Origin of the sequence: Chamaesiphon sp. VAR_48_metabat_135_sub, from assembly GCF_031418915.1 — a bacterium.
Classification (GTDB): domain Bacteria; phylum Cyanobacteriota; class Cyanobacteriia; order Cyanobacteriales; family Chamaesiphonaceae; genus Chamaesiphon.
Map to the genome: position 1 here is coordinate 1 of NZ_JANOJV010000021.1, position 19,850 is coordinate 19,850.

General features: G+C 43.4%; 25 protein-coding genes. 13 read left to right on the forward strand and 12 right to left on the reverse strand.

Annotated elements, in window-relative coordinates; all coding sequences use genetic code 11:
* Positions 1 to 125 precede the first annotated feature (125 nt).
* Positions 126 to 827 (reverse strand): TetR/AcrR family transcriptional regulator, encoded by a 702-nt coding sequence (locus RMO55_RS01245; protein ID WP_310422272.1) that lies wholly within the window; start codon positions 825 to 827, stop codon positions 126 to 128.
* A 50-nt stretch (positions 828 to 877) separates the two neighbouring features.
* On the opposite strand from RMO55_RS01245, the gene RMO55_RS01250 reads away from it, so the two are divergent.
* A complete protein-coding gene (locus RMO55_RS01250; protein ID WP_310422275.1) occupies positions 878 to 1,270 on the forward strand; it encodes a (2Fe-2S) ferredoxin domain-containing protein in 393 nt (130 codons plus the stop codon).
* Between the two features lie 528 nt (positions 1,271 to 1,798).
* On the forward strand, positions 1,799 to 2,149 hold the full coding sequence (locus RMO55_RS01255) for a darcynin family protein (RefSeq protein WP_310422279.1): 351 nt from the start codon (positions 1,799 to 1,801) through the stop codon (positions 2,147 to 2,149).
* Positions 2,150 to 2,171: 22 nt separating this feature from the next.
* On the opposite strand, the gene RMO55_RS01260 is transcribed toward RMO55_RS01255, so the two are convergent.
* The 4 genes from RMO55_RS01260 to RMO55_RS01275 all read right to left on the reverse strand — a co-directional run bounded on the left by RMO55_RS01260 (position 2,172) and on the right by RMO55_RS01275 (position 4,859).
* Positions 2,172 to 3,647 carry an alpha-amylase gene (locus tag RMO55_RS01260; RefSeq protein WP_310422282.1) on the reverse strand — a complete coding sequence of 492 codons (1,476 nt, stop codon included), beginning with the start codon at positions 3,645 to 3,647 and terminating at the stop codon, positions 2,172 to 2,174.
* Positions 3,648 to 3,685: 38 nt separating this feature from the next.
* The gene (locus tag RMO55_RS01265; RefSeq protein WP_310422285.1) at positions 3,686 to 4,048 is read right to left on the reverse strand and encodes a DUF1818 family protein; all 363 of its coding nucleotides are present in this window, start codon (positions 4,046 to 4,048) and stop codon (positions 3,686 to 3,688) included.
* A 105-nt stretch (positions 4,049 to 4,153) separates the two neighbouring features.
* A complete protein-coding gene (locus tag RMO55_RS01270) occupies positions 4,154 to 4,390 on the reverse strand; it encodes a DNA-directed RNA polymerase subunit omega (protein WP_310422288.1) in 237 nt (78 codons plus the stop codon).
* A gap of 70 nt (positions 4,391 to 4,460) precedes the next feature.
* Positions 4,461 to 4,859, reverse strand: coding sequence for a gamma-glutamylcyclotransferase (locus RMO55_RS01275; protein ID WP_310422291.1), 399 nt, complete (start codon positions 4,857 to 4,859; stop codon positions 4,461 to 4,463).
* A 64-nt stretch (positions 4,860 to 4,923) separates the two neighbouring features.
* Between RMO55_RS01275 and RMO55_RS01280 the strand changes: the two genes are divergently transcribed.
* Positions 4,924 to 6,726: a hypothetical protein gene (locus tag RMO55_RS01280; protein WP_310422294.1), complete on the forward strand. Its 1,803-nt coding sequence runs from the start codon at positions 4,924 to 4,926 to the stop codon at positions 6,724 to 6,726.
* Positions 6,727 to 6,791: 65 nt separating this feature from the next.
* Here the strand turns inward: RMO55_RS01280 and RMO55_RS01285 are convergent, their stop codons facing one another.
* Both RMO55_RS01285 and RMO55_RS01290 read right to left on the reverse strand, forming a co-directional pair.
* The gene (locus RMO55_RS01285) at positions 6,792 to 8,204 is read right to left on the reverse strand and encodes a tetratricopeptide repeat protein (protein WP_310422297.1); all 1,413 of its coding nucleotides are present in this window, start codon (positions 8,202 to 8,204) and stop codon (positions 6,792 to 6,794) included.
* 119 nt (positions 8,205 to 8,323) lie between these two features.
* Positions 8,324 to 8,911, reverse strand: a complete 588-nt coding sequence (locus RMO55_RS01290; RefSeq protein WP_310422301.1) for a 5-formyltetrahydrofolate cyclo-ligase — start codon at positions 8,909 to 8,911, stop codon at positions 8,324 to 8,326.
* A 97-nt stretch (positions 8,912 to 9,008) separates the two neighbouring features.
* Here RMO55_RS01290 and RMO55_RS01295 point away from each other — a divergent pair, with 97 nt between their 5' ends.
* From RMO55_RS01295 to grxD, 5 genes are all read left to right on the forward strand, one after another.
* The gene (locus RMO55_RS01295) at positions 9,009 to 9,776 is read left to right on the forward strand and encodes a hypothetical protein (protein WP_310422304.1); all 768 of its coding nucleotides are present in this window, start codon (positions 9,009 to 9,011) and stop codon (positions 9,774 to 9,776) included.
* Between the two features lie 120 nt (positions 9,777 to 9,896).
* On the forward strand, positions 9,897 to 10,652 hold the full coding sequence (locus RMO55_RS01300; protein WP_310422307.1) for a hypothetical protein: 756 nt from the start codon (positions 9,897 to 9,899) through the stop codon (positions 10,650 to 10,652).
* Between the two features lie 180 nt (positions 10,653 to 10,832).
* The gene (locus tag RMO55_RS01305; protein WP_310422310.1) at positions 10,833 to 11,279 is read left to right on the forward strand and encodes an NAD(P)H-quinone oxidoreductase subunit N; all 447 of its coding nucleotides are present in this window, start codon (positions 10,833 to 10,835) and stop codon (positions 11,277 to 11,279) included.
* A 44-nt stretch (positions 11,280 to 11,323) separates the two neighbouring features.
* Positions 11,324 to 11,581, forward strand: coding sequence for a BolA family transcriptional regulator (locus RMO55_RS01310; protein ID WP_310422313.1), 258 nt, complete (start codon positions 11,324 to 11,326; stop codon positions 11,579 to 11,581).
* Between the two features lie 45 nt (positions 11,582 to 11,626).
* Positions 11,627 to 11,950: a Grx4 family monothiol glutaredoxin gene (gene grxD, locus RMO55_RS01315; RefSeq protein WP_310422316.1), complete on the forward strand. Its 324-nt coding sequence runs from the start codon at positions 11,627 to 11,629 to the stop codon at positions 11,948 to 11,950.
* Between the two features lie 124 nt (positions 11,951 to 12,074).
* Here the strand turns inward: grxD and RMO55_RS01320 are convergent, their stop codons facing one another.
* Entirely contained in the window at positions 12,075 to 12,323 is a 249-nt protein-coding gene (locus RMO55_RS01320; RefSeq protein WP_310422319.1) for a DUF6761 family protein, read from the reverse strand.
* Between the two features lie 148 nt (positions 12,324 to 12,471).
* Between RMO55_RS01320 and RMO55_RS01325 the strand changes: the two genes are divergently transcribed.
* Positions 12,472 to 13,131: a response regulator transcription factor gene (locus RMO55_RS01325; RefSeq protein WP_310422322.1), complete on the forward strand. Its 660-nt coding sequence runs from the start codon at positions 12,472 to 12,474 to the stop codon at positions 13,129 to 13,131.
* Between the two features lie 85 nt (positions 13,132 to 13,216).
* Entirely contained in the window at positions 13,217 to 13,489 is a 273-nt protein-coding gene (locus RMO55_RS01330) for a hypothetical protein (protein ID WP_310422325.1), read from the forward strand.
* Between the two features lie 362 nt (positions 13,490 to 13,851).
* On the opposite strand, the gene mgtE is transcribed toward RMO55_RS01330, so the two are convergent.
* Complete coding sequence (gene mgtE / locus RMO55_RS01335) at positions 13,852 to 15,198, reverse strand: magnesium transporter (RefSeq protein WP_310422328.1); 1,347 nt, start codon at positions 15,196 to 15,198, stop codon at positions 13,852 to 13,854.
* A gap of 337 nt (positions 15,199 to 15,535) precedes the next feature.
* Here mgtE and RMO55_RS01340 point away from each other — a divergent pair, with 337 nt between their 5' ends.
* Positions 15,536 to 17,059 carry an ATP-dependent DNA helicase gene (locus RMO55_RS01340; protein WP_310422330.1) on the forward strand — a complete coding sequence of 508 codons (1,524 nt, stop codon included), beginning with the start codon at positions 15,536 to 15,538 and terminating at the stop codon, positions 17,057 to 17,059.
* On the opposite strand, the gene RMO55_RS01345 is transcribed toward RMO55_RS01340, so the two are convergent.
* From RMO55_RS01345 to RMO55_RS01355, 3 genes are all read right to left on the reverse strand, one after another.
* Complete coding sequence (locus tag RMO55_RS01345) at positions 17,027 to 17,392, reverse strand: helix-turn-helix domain-containing protein (protein ID WP_310422334.1); 366 nt, start codon at positions 17,390 to 17,392, stop codon at positions 17,027 to 17,029. The genes RMO55_RS01340 and RMO55_RS01345 overlap by 33 nt on opposite strands.
* A gap of 121 nt (positions 17,393 to 17,513) precedes the next feature.
* Entirely contained in the window at positions 17,514 to 18,194 is a 681-nt protein-coding gene (locus tag RMO55_RS01350; protein ID WP_310422336.1) for a DMT family transporter, read from the reverse strand.
* Positions 18,195 to 18,278: 84 nt separating this feature from the next.
* On the reverse strand, positions 18,279 to 18,431 hold the full coding sequence (locus RMO55_RS01355) for a hypothetical protein (RefSeq protein ID WP_310422339.1): 153 nt from the start codon (positions 18,429 to 18,431) through the stop codon (positions 18,279 to 18,281).
* Positions 18,432 to 18,457: 26 nt separating this feature from the next.
* Here RMO55_RS01355 and RMO55_RS01360 point away from each other — a divergent pair, with 26 nt between their 5' ends.
* Positions 18,458 to 19,270 carry a hypothetical protein gene (locus RMO55_RS01360; protein ID WP_310422342.1) on the forward strand — a complete coding sequence of 271 codons (813 nt, stop codon included), beginning with the start codon at positions 18,458 to 18,460 and terminating at the stop codon, positions 19,268 to 19,270.
* 74 nt (positions 19,271 to 19,344) lie between these two features.
* Positions 19,345 to 19,839, forward strand: a complete 495-nt coding sequence (locus tag RMO55_RS01365; RefSeq protein WP_310422344.1) for a DUF427 domain-containing protein — start codon at positions 19,345 to 19,347, stop codon at positions 19,837 to 19,839.
* The last annotated feature ends 11 nt before the right edge of the window (positions 19,840 to 19,850 follow it).

Here is a 19,850-nt window from a genome sequence, read left to right on the forward strand (position 1 = left end):
TAACGTGAGTTCGGGTTAAGGCTGTTTGCTACGTTCATTACCCGCCCGCGACTGAAGTGCGGGCTACTAGCTCAAGTCCACTTCAGTGGACTGGCAGATCTTTAGTCCACTTCAGTAGAGCGGAGCTAGGAATGACCGCAGGGAGATCCCGATTCCGAACTCAGGTTAGTCAGGTAAGCAAGTAAGAGATTGGAGACTTCTCGTTCAAACTGACTATTGCGGACAAAGTTAGGATACTCAATGACTGCTGCATGGCATAAAGAGTCAACAGTTCGACTCAAAATAAACACTGTCAGATCGATATTTTGCGGATGAATGCGATCGCGCCATCGGTTGAGATATGCACCTAAAAGTTCGGTAATGCGATCGTAAGCCTTTTGCATTTGCGGAGATCGTCCAGAACGGGGGATTTCTTCGCTCAATACCTGATGCAATCGCGGATGAATTGCATGAGCTGCGACTAGTGCTGTCACTAGTTCGGGAATAACAATTTCTAGCTGTGAGTCAAACAAATGATTTAGTTTCGTCTCCACTAATTCCACCATTTCATTCGAGTGTTGCTCGATTAATGCAGTCATTAGGGATTCTTTATTAGGGAAGTACTGATATAGCGAGCCAATACTAATCCCTGCTCGATTGGCAATCCGGTTGGTATTTGCATTTTGGTAGCCTTCTTCTACCAAAATGTGAGTAGTTGCTTCGAGAATCGCTTCGACGGTAATTCGCGAACGTTCTTGTTTTGGTAGTTTACGCGGGGTTGTGGCGGGTTTGTTGGGCATCAAAATACCTGAATAGAAAGCGAGTTGGCAATATGAGTATTTACTCATATTATAGGATTAATCGCCGATTTAATTCACTGAAACTTCCTGAAGATATCATGAACCAACCCAAATATCGTGTGTTTGTTTGTACGAGACAGCGTGGCGATCTCGATCGTCCAGAAAACTGTTGCTTCAATTGTGGAGGAGTGGAAATCTATCAAGCTTTCCGCAATGAGATCGAACATCAACAGTTAGCAAATCGAGTCGAAATCCGGCAATCAGGCTGTTTGGATCGGTGTGAAGCTGGGACAGTGGTAGCTGTTTATCGCGCTCATTGGCAAAATTTTGCATGGCTGCCTGATAAAATCCAGCGCAAACTTAGAAAAATATTATTTCCCAATCGTCATTTATACGGTCATCTAACTAGCGCAGATATTCCAGCGATCGTTGAGAGTCATTTAATTGAGGGGAAACCCCTAAAACAGAAACTATTAACTAATACCAAATAAAATACTAATTGGTGGTATGCGAGGGACAGGCAAAGCGGCAATAGATTGCTCGATCGATCTTGGGTATTCAGTTACATTGCTAGCAAGAGATCCAGCTAAAGCAGAATCTTTATTTCGGTTCTAAATTAACGTGAGTTCGGGATAAGGATTTCCGTTCGCGTAGCGTACCATCGGTAATCGATGACTACTAGCTTCGTTTTCGCACCGCCCTCAAATGAATTTGGGGCTAATAGCAAAAGTTCGTTTCAACGAACTAATTAATTTGGTAGTTCTCTGAAGAGAACTTGAGCTATTAGCCCGAACTTATAGTTCAGGGCGGTGCTTGAGCAGAGCAAATCAATTTTCCTTATCCCGAACTGACAATCGTACACTGATTTGCTGGAATTATACATTTACACCGAAATCTTTGTTTGCAGTTCCCATTCTGTGGATCGTCAATAAATTTTTGTGGGCTGGATATATGCGATCGGTCATGTCAAATGTCAAAGTACAGCTCGATCGAAAGCAATTAAATAATCTAGAGGGTATATGACAACAGCAACAGAATTAAATTATGTCTATTTTATGCTAGTCAAGACAACAACAACTTGGCTGCAAATTCCCACCAAGCAAAGATTTGAATTTCTAGAGAAGACGATTAAACCGATTCTTGCAAAACATCCAGCCGTGAAAATGAGGTTCTTCGATTCTGAAGCTTTTTCAGGGCGGTTTACAGATGTGCTGATGTGGGAAACAGCGCAGGTGAAAGAGTATCAATGCTTGGTTGAAAAGCTGCGAGAAACACCATTTTGGGGAACGTATTTTGAGATCGTTGAAATCGTACCTGGAATTGAAAATGCCTATGCAATTTTCAACCAAGTTGCGCCTCTTTCTGTCTGAATAGGTAATTATTAATTATCGATTACTCCGGCACCCAGATGGAGACAGAACCGCCTTGGCAGGAAAAATTGCCCCAACCATCGGCATTAGTCAGAACGGGGGTGCTAACAGCGGTGGTGATGTCGATGTAGGTGGTATTTGGTTTGCTAACATCCATCCATTTTGTCCCAGCATCACCATTACCCATGAGGACAGCCATAGTTTTGGGATGATCCTTAGTACCCAGTCGCGTCCAGCCTACCGTATTTGGATGGTCGAAATAATCATGCTGAATCCCATAAGCATAGTCGCGGCGAGCCTGGAGGAGTCGATCGATGATGGTACGATGGGACTGAAGAACGATATCATAGTCATTGCCATCTTTGCCTCGATCGCGATAAGTTGCTCCATAGTAATCGCCGTAAAATACGCAGGGATAACCCGCTTCGCGCAGTAAGATTAGGGCATATGCGAGGGGTTTAAACCAGTTTTCGACTACTGATTCGAGAGATTGGAGTGGTTGGGAATCATGATTTTCGACGAAGGTAACAGCTAGTGTGGGTTGATGTTGAACTAGAGTACCATCGAAGATCTGACGCAGATCGTAGCTTTGACCCTGACGACTGGCGACATGAAAGTTGTTGTGTAAAGGTGCATCGACAAGATGAATTTTACCTTCGGTTTCTTTGATAAAATATTCAAGTGCCTCGATTTCATAGGACCAATATTCACCGACGGTAAATAGATCTTTTTTCGCATAGTTATTCAGATTTTTGAGCCAATCATAAAAGAATCTGGCTTCGATATGTTTGACAGCATCTAGGCGCAAACCATCGATTTTTGTCGTATCGAGATACCATTCACCCCAGTATTTTAGCTCGCCCAATACTTCGGGATGATCCATGTCGAGATCGCAGCCCATGAGGTAGTCGAAATTACCTTTTTCAATATCGACATTGCGATCGAATGTTTTATCTCTAATTAGATAGACAGCCTTCTGCTGTTGATTGTAGACATTATAATCGATAGCATCAAAGTGCCACCAGTGCCATTCCATCGTGGAATATTTACCCTTACGTCCAGGAAAGGTAAAATTCGTCCAACCTTCAATTTTTTGATAATTATCGATCGGTTGAAATCTATTATTAGGATCGAGGGGAGTAGCTTCAAATTCTTCTTGTGCATCTGCACCTAGACGGTGATTTAAAACGATGTCTCCATAGATTTGGATACCCGCAGTATGGGCACTATCGATCGCGCGAACGTATTCATCTTTGGTACCATATTTAGTCGGAACCGACTTCTTCTGATCGAATTCCCCTAAATCGAATAAATCGTAGACAGCATAGCCCACATCATAGCCACCATTACTACCTTTATAAGCAGGTGGCAACCACAGAGCTGTAAATCCAGCCGCAGCTAACTCCCGAGCATCCCGCGTGAGTTGATTCCAGAGGCTACCATCTGGGGGTAGATACCAATGGAAGTATTGCATCATCACACCATTAACTTCGGACATGAATCGACTCCTGGCTGTAGGTCAATGAAGTATTAATATCAAAAAAACTTCAGAGTGTCAACAGCATTAACTAAATTGGGAACTGCTTCAGCAGCCCAATTACCCTCGCAACCACGTCCGGTACTCAAAATTAATCGTAAGCTATACTTGCTAGGTATTCCGGCTACCTGCATCCACACCAGATCGCTTTCGGCTTCACAGGCAATACTTTCTTCATCCATCAATTCCGATTGGATCGATCGCATATTATCTACTAATTGTCCCAGCAACCGACAAAAATCTGCTAGTTCGGTAGTCGTCAATTCAAATGCCCAATCGTCGCTACCAACTAATCCTTGGTACTCAGCTTCTGGATTCCAGCCAATTCTCCACCCATTACCGGATTTCAGGATTTTTTGCATAGAATTTGCATGAAGTCCCCTTGTTAAGGGGGATTTTGATTCCGAATCTTAGCCCCTTTAACCAGAGGGTTTGGGGGATTTACGCCAACTTCGCTTTTAGATTGTCTAATCTCCCAAAATTTCTGGTTGAGTCAGTTCGTCAGACATCTCGATAATGGCACGCATTACAGGTTTGATCGAGGGATCGTCGATATTATCACATTCATAGCGGTGGCGTTTTTTCGCACGGTTGGCTACTTGAACGGTAATTTTATAGCGATTAGAAGCTGCGCCAATCAGTTCCTCGGCTCGATAAGCAATCTGGATCGAGTCAAAGTGAGAATGCGAACGACGTTGAATCATATTTACTCCTAATACAGTCCTGTCCTCCTCTAGTGTACCTGACAGATTAGTCGAGCGGCTAGGGTCTTGGCTAACTGACCCACCAGCCATCAGGAAGCAAGACACCACCGAATTGTCGAACATGTTGGGGGTTCATAAAATAAGCCCAAGTGGAGCGGTGGAAATTTCCATTGAGTGTATATGTGGTGACTAATTCGCGAGTATAATCATTCTCTGCTGGCTGTCGTTGAGGATCGTAGTCTTCGAGTTCGTCTAACTCCAGTAATATTGACCTGTCGTCAAAGGAGAAAACGAATCCATGTACTTGTCCGAACCCGTGAATTGCCCCTGGATAGCCTAATGAAGGAAAATGATATAACTTTCCACCAATGTACGCACGGTGGCTAGTAATGATTTTAGTGCCACAATAGCGATCGAAATTAGTTGCTCCAGGCTTTAGCGTACCGTAGACAAAAATATGTAAGCTCAAATCTTGCACCAATACTTATATATTATTAAATCCTAAATCCTAAATTCTAATTCCCAACTCTCTCATGACTATAATTAATAAACAAAGCCAATCGATGCAAGTGCCGAAATTATTGGCAGATCACCTGCGATGGATGGTGGTATTGGCACAATTGAGAGAACTGGGGGGAACTAAGCATCGTTATCCTGTCAAGCAGTTAGTTACCGATTTACAATTGACTAACTTGTTTGTCAAACCGACAGGTGAAATAGATCGGGAACCAGTGGTGGGAATTAGTAAGAAAGCCTGGGAGATCTGGTTTTGTGGAAAGTCTGTAGAAAAGGGGGAAAGTCCGCTCAATTCTATTTATCAGTGTCGGAGTTTCTATGGTTTGGACGCACCAAATAACTTGTTACAACGACTGAATAAACTTTTGGATTTGGCGATCGATCGACATAAAACGCTCGAACCTGAAGCCAGACGGGGCAAGAAGGATAGTAAGTACGATCGCTATCTCGAACAGTGGGGCGAATATGCACTCCAATTAGTTGCTCTTAATGGTGGTTGGGAGCATTTTAGTAGTCGAACAAGTTTGGTAGAAATTAAAGATTTTTGGATGGGAATTCAACCGCCAAAAACGAAGATGATGGGAGCAGATCGAGAATCTTTGATTCAACGAATTATTTATCTCGATAGCGATCGATACATCCAAATTGTTACGACAGCAATTGCTTCATTATATCCGCTGTGGTTCTTCAAATCACAGGCGCGGAAAGAATTACTCGATCGCATTGCCATTCAAGATCGGGGAATGAAGAAAGCTTTACCCAAACGAGATTTATATATCGATGTCAATACCAAAATCGGCCAGATGGCGGGATTACCTTATCCTTTTGGCGTAGCTGATGAGCTGTTGGCTTATTGTTGGGATGTCGAGATTCAGCAGGTAGAAAGCCATTTGGGTGAAAGCGCGTGGTGTCCGATTGCAATTAAATCGATCGCGAGAGAATTGCAAAATGAGTATTGGAGTCCGCCGCTATTATTTACGATGTGGGGCGATGAATTTCCGCTACCAGATGATGATAGACACAACTATTCGATCCCGCTAATTACCCTGACACAGGGTGGAGATCGATTTGGCGAATTGTATCGACGAATCGCTGTTGAGGAAAAACAATTAACAGATGTGAGTATCGGGATCGAACAGCATACTTATGGTGAAAAAATTCTCGATCGATTGACACTCGAAAAAGTCAATATTTCTACTCAGTACAACTTAACTCGTGCTCAAATCCTCACCGAGCAGCTAAATATAGATCTGATTGCTAGTTATTTTCCAGTCAGTCTATCGTTGCAAATAAATCCTAATTATCGACAATTAAGTACAACAGATTTATATCAAAAATGGGGGAAAATCGGTGATGCATTTAACAATACTTCGCCTCAGTTAGTATTAGCTGGAGGATTATTTCTCGCTAGACAAGCAAAAGCTACTGATCTGATTATCGATCTTGGTATATATCTACATACAGTGGAGTTATTAATTCGCAATCTCCGACCGGAATGGGACTCGATCGAGCGTTATTTTCCCCAGTTGTCTAGTAACAACATTACGGAGAAACAAGCGGCTGCACAGGCGATTAGGGAAGCTTGTCAAGTAGTTGGCAAAAAGACTAGGTTAGTCAAAGATGGCGACTTAGTTGGGGCTAATGCGATCGCAGAAATATTGAGTCAAGTAGCCATTGAGATGTTGACAGCTTTAATTCCAGTAGAGGCGGATCTGTATCGAGAATGTGTCGAACAGATTGATGATTGGGGTTGGGCAAAGTTGTTAGAATCCGTTCGGTTTACATCTATATATATTGCTTGTGAGTTATTTACTGGGTAGTTAAATTAGTTGAAAGTGAATGAGATGACCCCGATCTATTGAGTTTGGATTGTTGTAGCTTATTTTTAGCGTTCGCGCCGTTCTGGTCGTTCTGGTCGTTCTGGTCGTTCGTGTCGGGGCATTGCTCGTTGAATAATCGAATTAGTATTAACTACTTGTCTTTCTGGTCGTTCGTGGCGGGGCATTGCTGGTTGAATAATCGAATTAGTATTAACTACTTGTCGTTCTGGTCGTTCTGGTCGTTCGTGTCGAGGAACAACTTGTTGAATAATTGAATTAGTATTAGTTACTTGTCTTTCTCGTTGTTCGGAACGCTCGTAGCGGGGATTAGTTTGTTGAATCGAATTAGTATTAATTACTTGTCGATCGCGTTGTTCGGTTCTAATATTTTTGGGACTCGTTTGTTGAATGATAGAATTGGTATTAACCACTTGTCGATCGCGTAGCATTGGTTTAAACGAGTCGCGATTAGGTCGATTATTTTTGGAACTATTCGATCCACTTGTTGATTCAAATGTCGAACTATTGTTAATAATCACCGTGCGCTGTTGTCCATCATTACGATGGTGGCGGGGATTAACTTGAATGACCGGACTGTTATAGTTATTATAGGTATTAATGACCTGGGGTCGGTGATGATAAGATCCACCATGTCCAGACCCGAAGTAGATCCCTTGACTATAATAAATAACTATACCTCGACGATAGTAACCGCCAATATAATAAGGACTAAATATTATTGGGCTGTAGTAAGTAATTGAAGTCTGACTATAATCTTTATCTGCATATTGAGGGTTGAGTAAAACAGCTTGGTTATAATCAGATGCCGCTGCTTGGCGATCGCCTAATTCAGACTCAATTGCGCCCCGATTATAATACGCCCCTGCATTGTTTGGATCGATCGCGATCGCCCGACTATAGTCATCAATTGCGCCCTGTTTATCACCTAAATCAGATCGAACTACCCCGCGACTGTAGTAAGCAGCTCCATAATTTGGATTGAGAGCAATTGCTCGATTAAAATCAGAAAGTGCGCCGCGTTTATCGCTCAACTCATATTTGGTGGCACCACGATTGTACAAGGCTTCAGCAAACTTTGAATTCAGCCCGATTGCTCGATCGTAGTCATTAATTGCACCGTGTTTATCACCCAACTCATATTTCGCCGCACCGCGATTGTTGTAGGCTTGCGCGTAATTAGGATTGAGGAAAATCGCTCGATCAAAATCAGCTAGCGCACCTTTCCGATCCCCCAAAGCCGAACGCACAACTCCACGATTTACATGCGCTAAAGCATAGTTGGGATCGATTTGAATTGCCCGATTATAATCAGCCAAAGCACCCTGCATGTTTCCGCTATTATACTTACTAACTCCAGCCGATAAAAACTTCTCTGCAGTGGAGTTAGCAGCATTAGCAGCAGGTTGAACTAGGGCAATTGTCGCAATACTTAAAAAAGCTGGAATTAGTATATTCATAATAGTTAGCAGTGATTGGCGATCTTAAAAACTGATCGGCATTATTTGATTCATGACGGTGACATTTTGCTTCCCGTTCCCATTTTACTACTTAGAACATCGCTCTGACAGAACTACTATTATTCGGCGGCGTAAATAAAAGTACTTTTCGTTACGCCCAGTTCCGTACAAACATTATCTATCGGCAAATCCCAAGCTTCGATCGGGAGCGTTTCTACATAGGCAAAATCAAAAACGATTCCGATCGTCAGCATCTTTCGCCACAATGGATCTGCGCGCAACCTGTCGTAATAACCACCCCCATAGCCCAAGCGATAACCCGATCGATCGATCGCCACTGCTGGCACTAACATCAGATCGACGTTATCTGGCTCGATCGGCGGTAATTCCGGTGAAGGTTCTAAAATGCCATAAGCCCCAATTAACATCGGTTCAGAAGGCTGCCAGCAGTGCCACACCAGATTTTTGCCAACACATCGAGGTAATCCCCATTGCTTGTTAGTATGGGTAAATAAATAATCGAGATTCGGCTCTTGGCGACAGCTTTGATAGGCGAGAATCGTCCGCGCGCTGATAAATTCGGGACAGGTTGAGAGATGATGACAAAGGAGATCGCTGTGACTTCGCCAGAGTTCCATTGACAACGCGGCTCTCTGTTGCAACAGTTGACGGCGCAACGTATTTTTATTGTAATTTAAAATTTCCATTCTCAACTAGATATTTACTAATCGGAATCAGCCAAATTGACCATGACGATCGAGTCAATTTATAGCTAAAATTCAGGTATCGACTTCCCTATTGTATATGTTATTCCTCAAGGCTCAAGCCAAGACTAATACTAGCGGATATTTTCATAAATATTTTAACAATCTTTTTGTTAAAAAACGTCAATTAACCGAGATTGAACTCGACTCGATCGATCGAGTTCAAGCTGATTGGCAGAACATCTTGGGAAGTACAGTTACCGATCGAGCTAAAGCAGAAAGTAGTGTCAAAGACTGCTATCAATATGCTAATCTAAATATACCGAATATTATTTGGGCAGACCATCCCCTGAACGTCATCAAAATTTTAATTAATCGTCCAGATCTGGATGATATATCGGGGCTGATTATTCAGGAGATTTGGCAAAGTGAATTAGCAATTCAGAGATCGATCTGCCCTGAATCTGCGGCGTATATACTATCCCATCTAAATCCCCAACAGCCGATCGACACGCCGATCGGCACTCGTCAAATCGCACCGATTGCCAACAGATTGAATGAGCTAGTTATGAGTCAAGTCAACAATCTCTACTACGATCTGACCGAACGGAAAATTCCGCCCCCGCTCCAAGATTACCAGATTGGCGATCTCGGCTATTTCGACTATTTCCTGCGAATCGGTCTGAATATTCCCCGCATCAAACCAGTTATCGATTTAGCTAAATCTGGTGGTTGGTGTTGGACGTTTGAAAAGCTGGCAATTCTCACTCCTAAACCTTCAAAAATCAAAATTGATCGGCGCGGAAAAATTATTGGTATTTTTTATAATGGTGTAAATATCTTGAGTGGGTCTAACCAAGCAAACTAAGTATCTAATTCTCCAAAATTCTAATGTATCAGCATTGATCGAACAAATATTTGATATTTTATTTGATTTGCTCGATCTCAGCTTAATTCTATTCAACTACATTATAGTCGAAAATTTAATATGTCATCATCTATCCATACAATGGCCAAACGATCGACAGATGAATCTTTATCCCAATACTTAGCGAAAGTGTCAATAGAACGCCGGAAATTAATTAAGTCAGAAATAGATTTTATCCCCGAACATAGAACGAAGTGGGCAGATATTCTCGCAGACAGCACGACCGAGCGCGATCTTGCAGAAACGGCAATTAACGCTTGTTATCATTACGCTGGATTGGAACAACCACACATTCTGTGGACGGAAAATCCGCTGAATGCGATGAAAATTCCGATCGATCGTCAAGATTTAGTAGATGTCGGCAGCGAAATTTTGGCGCGAATCTGGAATAGTTGTAATCGAGAAATCGAGGGTCAAATCGATCCACAATTTATTGATGTTGTCAAAGCCTATGCTAATCCTCGCGCCCAAATTATTGACGAACAGCAAACTATTGCTTTCGATCCACTCGGAGACTTCTTAAATCAAGTGCTGATCTCAGAAATTAAAAAGATTTATCCCCAGCTCGATCCACTATCTCTGCCCACTGCGATGCAAGATTATCGAGTTGCGTACTTGAGTTATTTCGACTATTTTCATCAAATTGGCCTTAATATTCCCCAAATCCAGCTCCTCATCAATTTAGCAAAATCCTGTGGTTGCTGCTGGGCATTTGAAAAAATCGCTATTCTCACCCCCAAACCATCGACGATCGAATTTAGCACGCGAGGCGAATTACTCTCCCTTGTGTATGATGGCGTGAATATCCTCGGCTAAATTTAGTTCCTCATCCCCCGACCCGTGGCATAATTAGAAAGGGAGTCAACTACCCATCATCATATTCGATCCACTCAAACCAGCGAACCGAGATTGCCGTTCAGGTGAGTAGCAAGAAACTTACAACACCCGATTGCCGATTGCATTGCTAAATAACTTGTTAATAAGGATGTCGAGACTGTGCCCCTAATTACGACTGGTAAGCCATTTATCCGCGATCTAGAACGAACTGGAGCATTGGGGGTGTATGCCCCGCTTGAAGGTGGCTATGAGGGTCGATATCAGCGACGACTCCGTGCTACTGGATATGAGAGTATGCGCCTATCTGCCAGAGGTTTAGGCGATCTGAGTGCCTATCTCACTGGAGTACATGGAGTCCGTCCCGCTCACGTTGGCAAAAAAGAAATTCGCACCTACTATATCCCCCCCATTCTCGATACTTATCTCGATCGATTACGACCAACATCCAAAGGTTTGGTATTGTGGTTGATTGATGGACAGGTATTATCTAGTCAAGAATTAGCCTATTTAGCCGAGTTACCAAAGATCGATCCCCGAGTCAAAGTCATCATCGAACTAGGTGGAGATCGCGAATTTCGCTGGGTACAACTCGCTGAATTGGCATAACCTCTCGATCGTTACGAACATCTAACTCCTAACACCTAAACCGCATGAGCGCGATTACTCCCAGTCAAGTTAAAGCCACAATCGAAGCGGGTATCCCAGAATCGATCGTCCAAATTACTGATTTGACAGGTGGTGGCGATCACTATCAAGCAGTGGTAGTCTCCGCCCAATTTGAAGGCAAATCTCTGATTCAACAACATCAGTTAGTATATGCCGCCGTACGCGAACCGATGGCTAGTGGCGCAATCCACGCCCTCGCCCTGAAGACGTATACCCCCGAAACATGGCAAGCGGCTAATTAAGGGACTTTGCCCTACTCTCGATCCTCTACCCCCTACCCTCTTCTTATGACTACTTCAGCAGCAGCACAAATCGATACTCTAATTAAAGAAAATAAAATTATGGTCTTCATGAAGGGCAATAAAATGATGCCCCAATGTGGATTTTCTAACCAAGTCGTCCAAATTTTAAATATTCTGGGTGTACCTTATGAGACCGTAGATGTTTTGGCCGATCAAGATATTCGCCAAGGTGTCAAAGAATATTCTAACTGGCCAACAATTCCCCAAGTATATATCAACGGTGAATTTATTGGCGGTTCTGATGTGATGACTGAACTCTATCAAAAAGGTGAGCTACAACAAATGGTTGAAGTTGCTTTAGCAAGTTGAGTTAGTGGATAGTGGATAGTTAAGTCGATCTTGTAGTGGAAAGTGCATAGCATGTTCGTTTGGATAGGATTTCCCCATTTCTTGCTCATGCACTTTCTATCTCCACTATTCACTATTCACCAATTTAATGATAATCTGGTTCCCTTTGAAGTTCGAGTAGCTCAAAATTGGAAGGATCGTAAATGTAACGCATCACTTCTTCTTCAAGTCTATTGATCTGATAAGATTCTAAAACGTTTGTACTGCGTAATGCGGCTAAGTATCCATCTAGATACAAACGCAAATCGTCAAAGCGATATCCTCGATGCCACATTTCGACTAAGGCATCAGTAACTTTTTGATAGTAGCCGATCGTTTCTATAGTTTGCAGCATGGCGAAATCCCTCGACGTACTAAATAAGATGTATCGAAATTACTTGACTTGACATAAATATATCTTACTCTAAATACAGCCAAACTGAGGTGTGGAAAATACTCGTTCCTAATTGAGTGAAAATCGAAAATTATCTCCCGAATAAAGTGTGCGAATTCACATTGTCGAAGGCAATCACAACTTACGATCGCTCTTAGCTTGGCATCTTCAGCAGGCTGGGTATCAGGTGCAACAATCTTCAACCCTGGCACAGGCTCATCAATCTTGCACGCAAGAGTTGCCAACACTAGCAATTGTAGATTCAGATTTACCCGACGGAGAAGGGATCGAATTTTGTCAATGGTTATATCCCCAAGGCAATTCCTTAATCTTGATGCTATCAGCACGAATTCGGGAAATCGATCTTGTTACCGCACTTCAGGCTGGAGTTGATGACTATCTCAAGAAACCATTTGGGATGCCTGAGTTTTTGGCACGGGTAGCAGCTTTGCTTCGGCGCAATCGCACGATAACGACAATTCCGACAGATATGACTCATGGAGATTTACGGATCGATTTGGTGCGTCGATGTATTTATCTGAGAGATAGATCTATCGATCTCAGCCCGCAGGAGTTTAGTTTACTCTATGTCTTGGCTCAAGCAAATGGTCGCCCAGTTCATCGCAGCGAGCTACTCAAACGCGCTTGGGATATTGCTGTTGACAATCCTCGTACTGTAGACAGTCATGTTCTTTCACTGCGAAAAAAGCTCGGACATCCAGATCCAATCGAGACTGTACGGAAAGTGGGCTATCGGCTAAATTATTAGAATAGCGACGGAATTATTAAGATATCTACACAATTGTTGACGATCGGGAGATAATAACTGTGACAGAGATTTTTAGGAGTAAATCATGATTAACAGCCAAATGGTATTGGAGTACCTCAATAAGCATCCTAGCCATACTACCTGGCAAATGCGGTTACATTTTTTGCAAGCTACCCGTGAGACCGATAGTAAATCGTCAGTTTCGATTAGCTCGATCGCCAATCAGCTCAATTATATCCTCCGCGATCTGGAATCAATCGGCACAATTCCCCCGCACACGAAACCTGCGCTACGTCAAGATAGTTACTACAGTGAGTATAGTAATACTCAGCAATCGAAAGTTAATTTGCAAGAATAACATTCTTAAATCCTTGAAAACGAATCGAGGTCGAGTATTATCGTTGAGTTCTTGATTACTTTTTAGTAGTCCAAATATTACTAAACATCATTAACATCGCACCGAGCAGGATAACAACAGCCAATCCGCCAGCGATCGCATTCTGCATTGATTCATCTAAAATCATAGTTAGGTATTTAGGGATTGGAGATTTATTTGGACGAGGTTAAAATTCCTGTTTGAACAACCGAGCCGATCGACTTAAATTTGTCGAGCCAGATAAGATAGCTTGGAGTGCGCCGAACCCTCAATCTACAGTTTTGCAGAGATAATTGAATACTTCTAATTGTACATGAAAGAAGCTGAATCATACTATTTCTATCTTACAGATGCAAGACATTACTACCGATCGTAATTAGAGAGAGAAATACGAAAAATCCAACCATATCTAATAATGTCGTTACCAGTGGCGCACTGATAAGAGCTGGATCTAAATTGAGCCGTTTGAACCCCATCGGGACTAGTGTTCCCATCGTAACAGCGATCGTGGTATTGGTTGCCATCACCGTACCTGCCACCAGTGCCACCCAGCGTTCGTTAGGCAGCGTCCAAATTAGGGCAATGAGGGTCATAGACAAACCCAGCCCAACGGCTGTTCCTAGTCCCGCTAAGACCTCTTTGCCGAGAATTTTGAGTGTATCTTTGGGCGTGACTTCTCCGATACCGAGAGAGCGAATGGTGACGGTGAGAGTTTGAGTACCGACAGATCCACCCACATTAGAAAATAGGGGCATAATTACCGCCAGGACGGGGATTTTGGCGATGGTTGCGGAGAAAGGGGCGATCGCTTGGGATGTGCCGATCGATAGTGCCATAATTCCCAATAGCCAGGGTAAGCGATTTTTGACTTTAGTCCAAGATGGGGATAGAGATGAGTCTTCACCCGCAACCCCAGCCAGTTTTTGGATGTCTTCGGTGGCTTCTTCTTGTAAAATATCGACGACATCATCGATCGTGATGATACCAACTAATCGATCTTCGCGATCGACCACGGGTACGGCAATCAAGTCATAGCGTTGCATTTGTCTGGCGACATCTTCTTGGGGCGTTTCGGTATAAACTTTGATTACTCGATCGCTGGCAATATCTTGAATCGGCGTATCGGGAAGCGTGAATACTAATTGCCGTAGCGAGACTACTTGCTGTAGCTTACGACTATCGTCAGTGATGTAGGCATAGTAGACTGTTTCCTTATCCCGATCGCTTTGTTTCATTTTCGCCAAAGCTTCACCGACTGTCAAACCTTGCCGCAGCCGCACGTATTCTGTTGTCATCACCCGTCCTGCAGTACCGTCGGGATAGCCGATAATCGTAGCAGTAGCAGCGCGTTCTTCGGGACTGAGTTGGGGTAATAATCGTTTGACAACGCCTGCGGGTAGCTCGTCAAATAATGCCACCCGATCGTCAGGACGCATGGCCTCGATAATCTGACAAACTTGAGTATCATGAAGGGCTTCGATTAACTGCTCTTGAATCTCGGTGGGAAGATATTCAAAAACATTGATGGCACGGTCTTTATACAGTAGCCGAAAAGCGATTGCCCGACGTTCTCCAGGCAGTTCGCTAATATAATCGCCAACATCTACCGCAGGTATATCGTTAAGTTCTGACTTGAGTTGATTTAAGTCAGTAATTTCGGATAATTCGATCGAACCTTCTCGAGTCAGCATAAAACCTCCTAGCCTCCTCTTTCTGGGAGACTAGCTCGTCAGATTTTAAAGAAGGTTGTTTATATTGGCAGATGGACTGTAGTCCATAACGTCCATAGAAATTAATAATGCCGATTTTTTAATGAAAATTTAAGACCGGCATCCCTATCGTATCGTTGGATGTGCATTGATGGCAATTAATTTCGGGGCAAGAGTAAAAGGTAAAAGGTCAGGGGTAAAAGGGAACTAAAATACAAATCAGTCTCCCACATCCCCACACCCTCACACATCCACTCCCCCACTCTCCAACAGCTCTACTCCCTTACTCCCCTAATCTCTTACATCCCTCAGTCACCTCATGTCGATCGAAGTTACAACTCATAATATTCTCCGCGATCTGTTGCGACATCAGCCTGGGATTGTTAATTGGAATCATCATCTGACGATGGCTCGATTAGTCGCACGCGCATTCCGGTTGTCCAAATCATCGCTAATTCAAACTGGAATCGCTACCCATCGATTGGAAGGTAAATATCGCCTCAGTTATCTAATTCCCGCGTTGTTGTGGCATGAATCTGTAACTATCGCCATTCCGTCAGCTTTTCAGGATCGGTTAATTACGGCGGAACTACCTCAACTTCAGCAATGGTTGGGGACATCGAAGCAGGTTTACGGTGGAGATACACCACCAGTATCAGATTTTAATGGACTGTGGATAATCGATCCTCAATCTTGGCTGCAGCTCCAATTAGATCGGTCAGAATTATTACCAAGCAATCCGGTTATTCTCGATGGTGCGGATGACCTGGAAAATTGCGCGCAAGCATTATTAACAATAAGGCTGAATGCTGAAGATTGGGATAGTTTGCGATTGAGTCAACCATCAGCGATCTGGGAGCAAATTGTCGAGCTTAAAATCCAGTTGATGGCAGCTTTATGGCAACGTCCGCTCAATCCCTACAATTGCTACTTATTAGATGATGCCGACCGATCGCTCATCGAATCGCTTAAACAACTACTCATTTTTAGAGTACCACCAAATTGGCAGAACTTCGATCGAGAATTATCTCACATCGATCGCTTAGTTTGGGCGCAGATCGATCGCACTCGCGGCACATTTACGCTCGCTATTACACCAACGGATCTAGTCGCCGAACTTGCCCCAATTTGGGAACGTCAACCATCGATCTTGATTACCAGTGCGGTAGATCTAACTGCTAAAGCGATCGGTTATCGGCAAGAACTAGGATTGAGTGAAGTAACTTCAATTAAATTTCCACTCGATCTTCAAAAAGACTCGCTTAAACTCTATATTCCCCGTTGGATGCCAATGCCAAATACCAGCAAATTTCAAGTAGTATTAGTTGATGAGATTAAACATTTATTATATCTCACCAATAGCAGTCCAAAATTCGTAGTTATTCTGATTCAGGATACCCCGCTCCAAGCTCAATTAGCCGCTATTCTCGCTGCCGAATGGGGAACTAGAGTCCAAGTCGAACAAACAGACCTGAATGAGGCAAATATTCTCGTCTCTGGCTGGGAATTTTGGCGACAACAACAAGACAATTTACCCACACCAGAACTAATGATTATCGCTACCTTACCGATTCCCTCGCTTGAAGATCCATTAGTTGCTGCAAAGGTCGGTTTTTACAAACAGCAAAGACAGGACTGGTTTCGACTTTATTTATTACCAACTGGCTTGAGAATCTTACATAGGGCGATCGCCCCCATGCGTTCGTCTCAAGGAATAGTTGCCATCTTCGATAATCGGATCGATCGTCGCATTTATGGTCAACAAGTATTAGCCTCACTCAATCCGATGGTCCGAATTAATTACTCAGATTTAGTTCGATCGATTGCTTTCACCAGTTTGTGACAAAGGTAGCCGTGTTCCTTCGAGGTGCTTCAAACCCCAAGCCGCCATTACTTTTAAAACTGGACGCAGACTTTGACCTTCTGCCGTCAACTGATAATTCATCCGCCGCGAATGGTTGCTATAAGGCTGCTTTTCTACCAATCCTAATTCCTCTAGTAATTTGAGCCGATTCGCTAAAATGTTGGTTGAGATCCCTTCTGGGGATTCCAGAAATTCTTCAAACCGCTGCTTATTAAAAAACATCATATCCCGAATTATCAACAGCGTCCAGCGATCGCCAATAAGGTCTAAGGTACAAGCAACAGCGCAGGGAGAACGTTTTGGTGGTGTCATTTAATCGAGAATTGACTGGATTGGCGATCTGAAATTTACGATCGACAATTCCCAAACTTATCGATCGTGAGTAAATTATGATACTCGCTCTCTGAAATTATCCTCCTTCAAATCGATCCAATTATGACTTAGTTCCGACTTGAGTGCGTTTCCCTAACATCACACAGGTAATTACTGCTGCGGCAAAACCGATAGTTTCGATCGATAAATGCTCGCCCAACAAGACAACTGATGCAAATATGGTCATAAATGGCTGAATTAGTTGAAGTTGTCCGATTCGGGCAATCCCACCCAAGGATAAACCGCGATACCAGGCGAAGAAACCCAGAAACATACTAAAAATACTAACATACAGAAAAGCCAGCATCGCACTGAGTGGAACCGCTGCAAAATTAGCTGGTAAATGTTGCAAAACGATCGGCAACAGTGCGGGTATTGATAAAATCAACGACCAACAGATAACTTGCCACGAGCCAAATGTCTGAGCTAAAACTGCGCCCTCTGCATAGCCTAAAGCAGCAGATCCAACCGCTCCCAATAACGCTAGATCTGCCCACCGGATCGAACCGCCACCCGTCACCAGCGCGAACATAACAACCAACGCGCTCCCTAAACAGGCAAAGAGCCAAAACCCTCGCGAGGGTCTTTCGCCAGCCCGCCACGCGCCACACAGAGCCGTTGAGAGCGGCAATAGTCCCGTAATCACTGCTCCATGCGAAGCTGCGGCATCTTTCATCGCAACTGCTGACAATAGCGGAAACCCGATGACAACGCCAGCAGTAACAATCGCAAAGTTAGGCAAAAACCTGAGAGGGGGAATGGTTTGACGGGTAATAACCAGTAGAATTAATGATAGCCCTGCGGCGACGATTCTCGTTCCGAGAGGCTACGCCAACGCTCGACCCAAACCAACGAAAACCGGATCGAATCCTGAGATGGCGATTCGCGTTGCTGGTAAAGTGAGACTAAAAATCAGAATGCCTAAAAATCCATAGCCAAAACTTGTCAACTTCTTCTGAGACTCTGGTTCTGTATTCATTCTGTCCTCACACTACTTACCAAATCATGACATCATTCAGTCTCAATATCGAAGTCACATTTATTGACGATCTTACGGATGAATCGCTCGGTTTCACCCAAATACCTGCTAACAATCTACCGGATTCCTTTGAACGAGATACAATCATTAACCTCAGCGGCGTAGATTGGAATGTCCTCAATGCTCGACCAAAAACTCGCGCCCAATACACAAAATCCAAGCACCTAATCTTGTGGATTCGTCGTGTCGAGCAGGTGAATCCCCATGATATTCTGTACAGTCTGCCGTCGATTTGTGCTGTGATTCCAGATGTGAATAATCGAACACTTTCAGGTAGTGAATTAACGATTGCTGAAGATGATTGGCGGCAATTTGAATTAATTTCCAATCAACTCGCTGACAAGGTTGATAAAGAGATCGGCAAAATTAAACGCATTCATGAAAATGCCACTGATGGAGTTGGTTGGCGAGAAATACACATCCGCAAGAAACCAGAAATACCGATCGCCAGTAATATTGCCTTAACCTATCTAGCTAATATGCTAAAAGTACCTACTAAATCTGTAGGTATAACTTATGATGGTTCGCAGTCACCAATTAATGATGGTTATTTCCTTACATTAAATGACGATTTTTCAATATATGGGTTAGCATCAAAAGGAAAAGTGCAAGTGATTGCGATCGGTCAGGATTGCAATGTACCACCGAATAACGAATCGATCGATCTACTTCAACAACTCGCGCACAAATTCAACCTAGATTTGGTACATTGGTGTCGTTGTATTAGAGTCAGTTCAGACGATCCAATATTTCGGTCTCTACTATCCAAACTCGATTAATTTAGCATTGCTGACTTTCCGTTTAGTTTTCTAGTTTTTCCACCAAATTTGTCCCCCACACCTCCCCTCCTCATATGCCGCCTCAACGTATTCCACCACAACCAGGGCAAGAATCAGTCTGGGACTATCCTCGTCCCCCACGCTTAGAGCAAGTCGATAAACACATCCAGATCGTCTTCAATGGCGAAACTATCGCTGAGACAACCGCTGGTTATCGCGTCCTCGAAACCAGTCATCCGCCTGTCTATTACTTGCCACCCGCAGATATTCGGATGCAGTATGTGCAGGCGACTACGCGAGGATCGTTCTGTGAGTGGAAGGGAAATGCGCTTTATTACCACGTCATAGTTGGGGATAAACGCGCAGAAAATGTTGCTTGGGCTTATCCGACACCGACTGCGAAATTTGAGCCGATCGCGGGCTATTTAGCCTTCTATGCGCAATCGATGGATGTTTGTTATGTGGATAAAGAACTGGTGACACCGCAACCAGGCGAGTTCTACGGTGGTTGGATTACCTCAAATATTGTTGGGCCATTTAAAGGCAGTCCTGGTAGCTGGGGTTGGTAATCTCATATCTT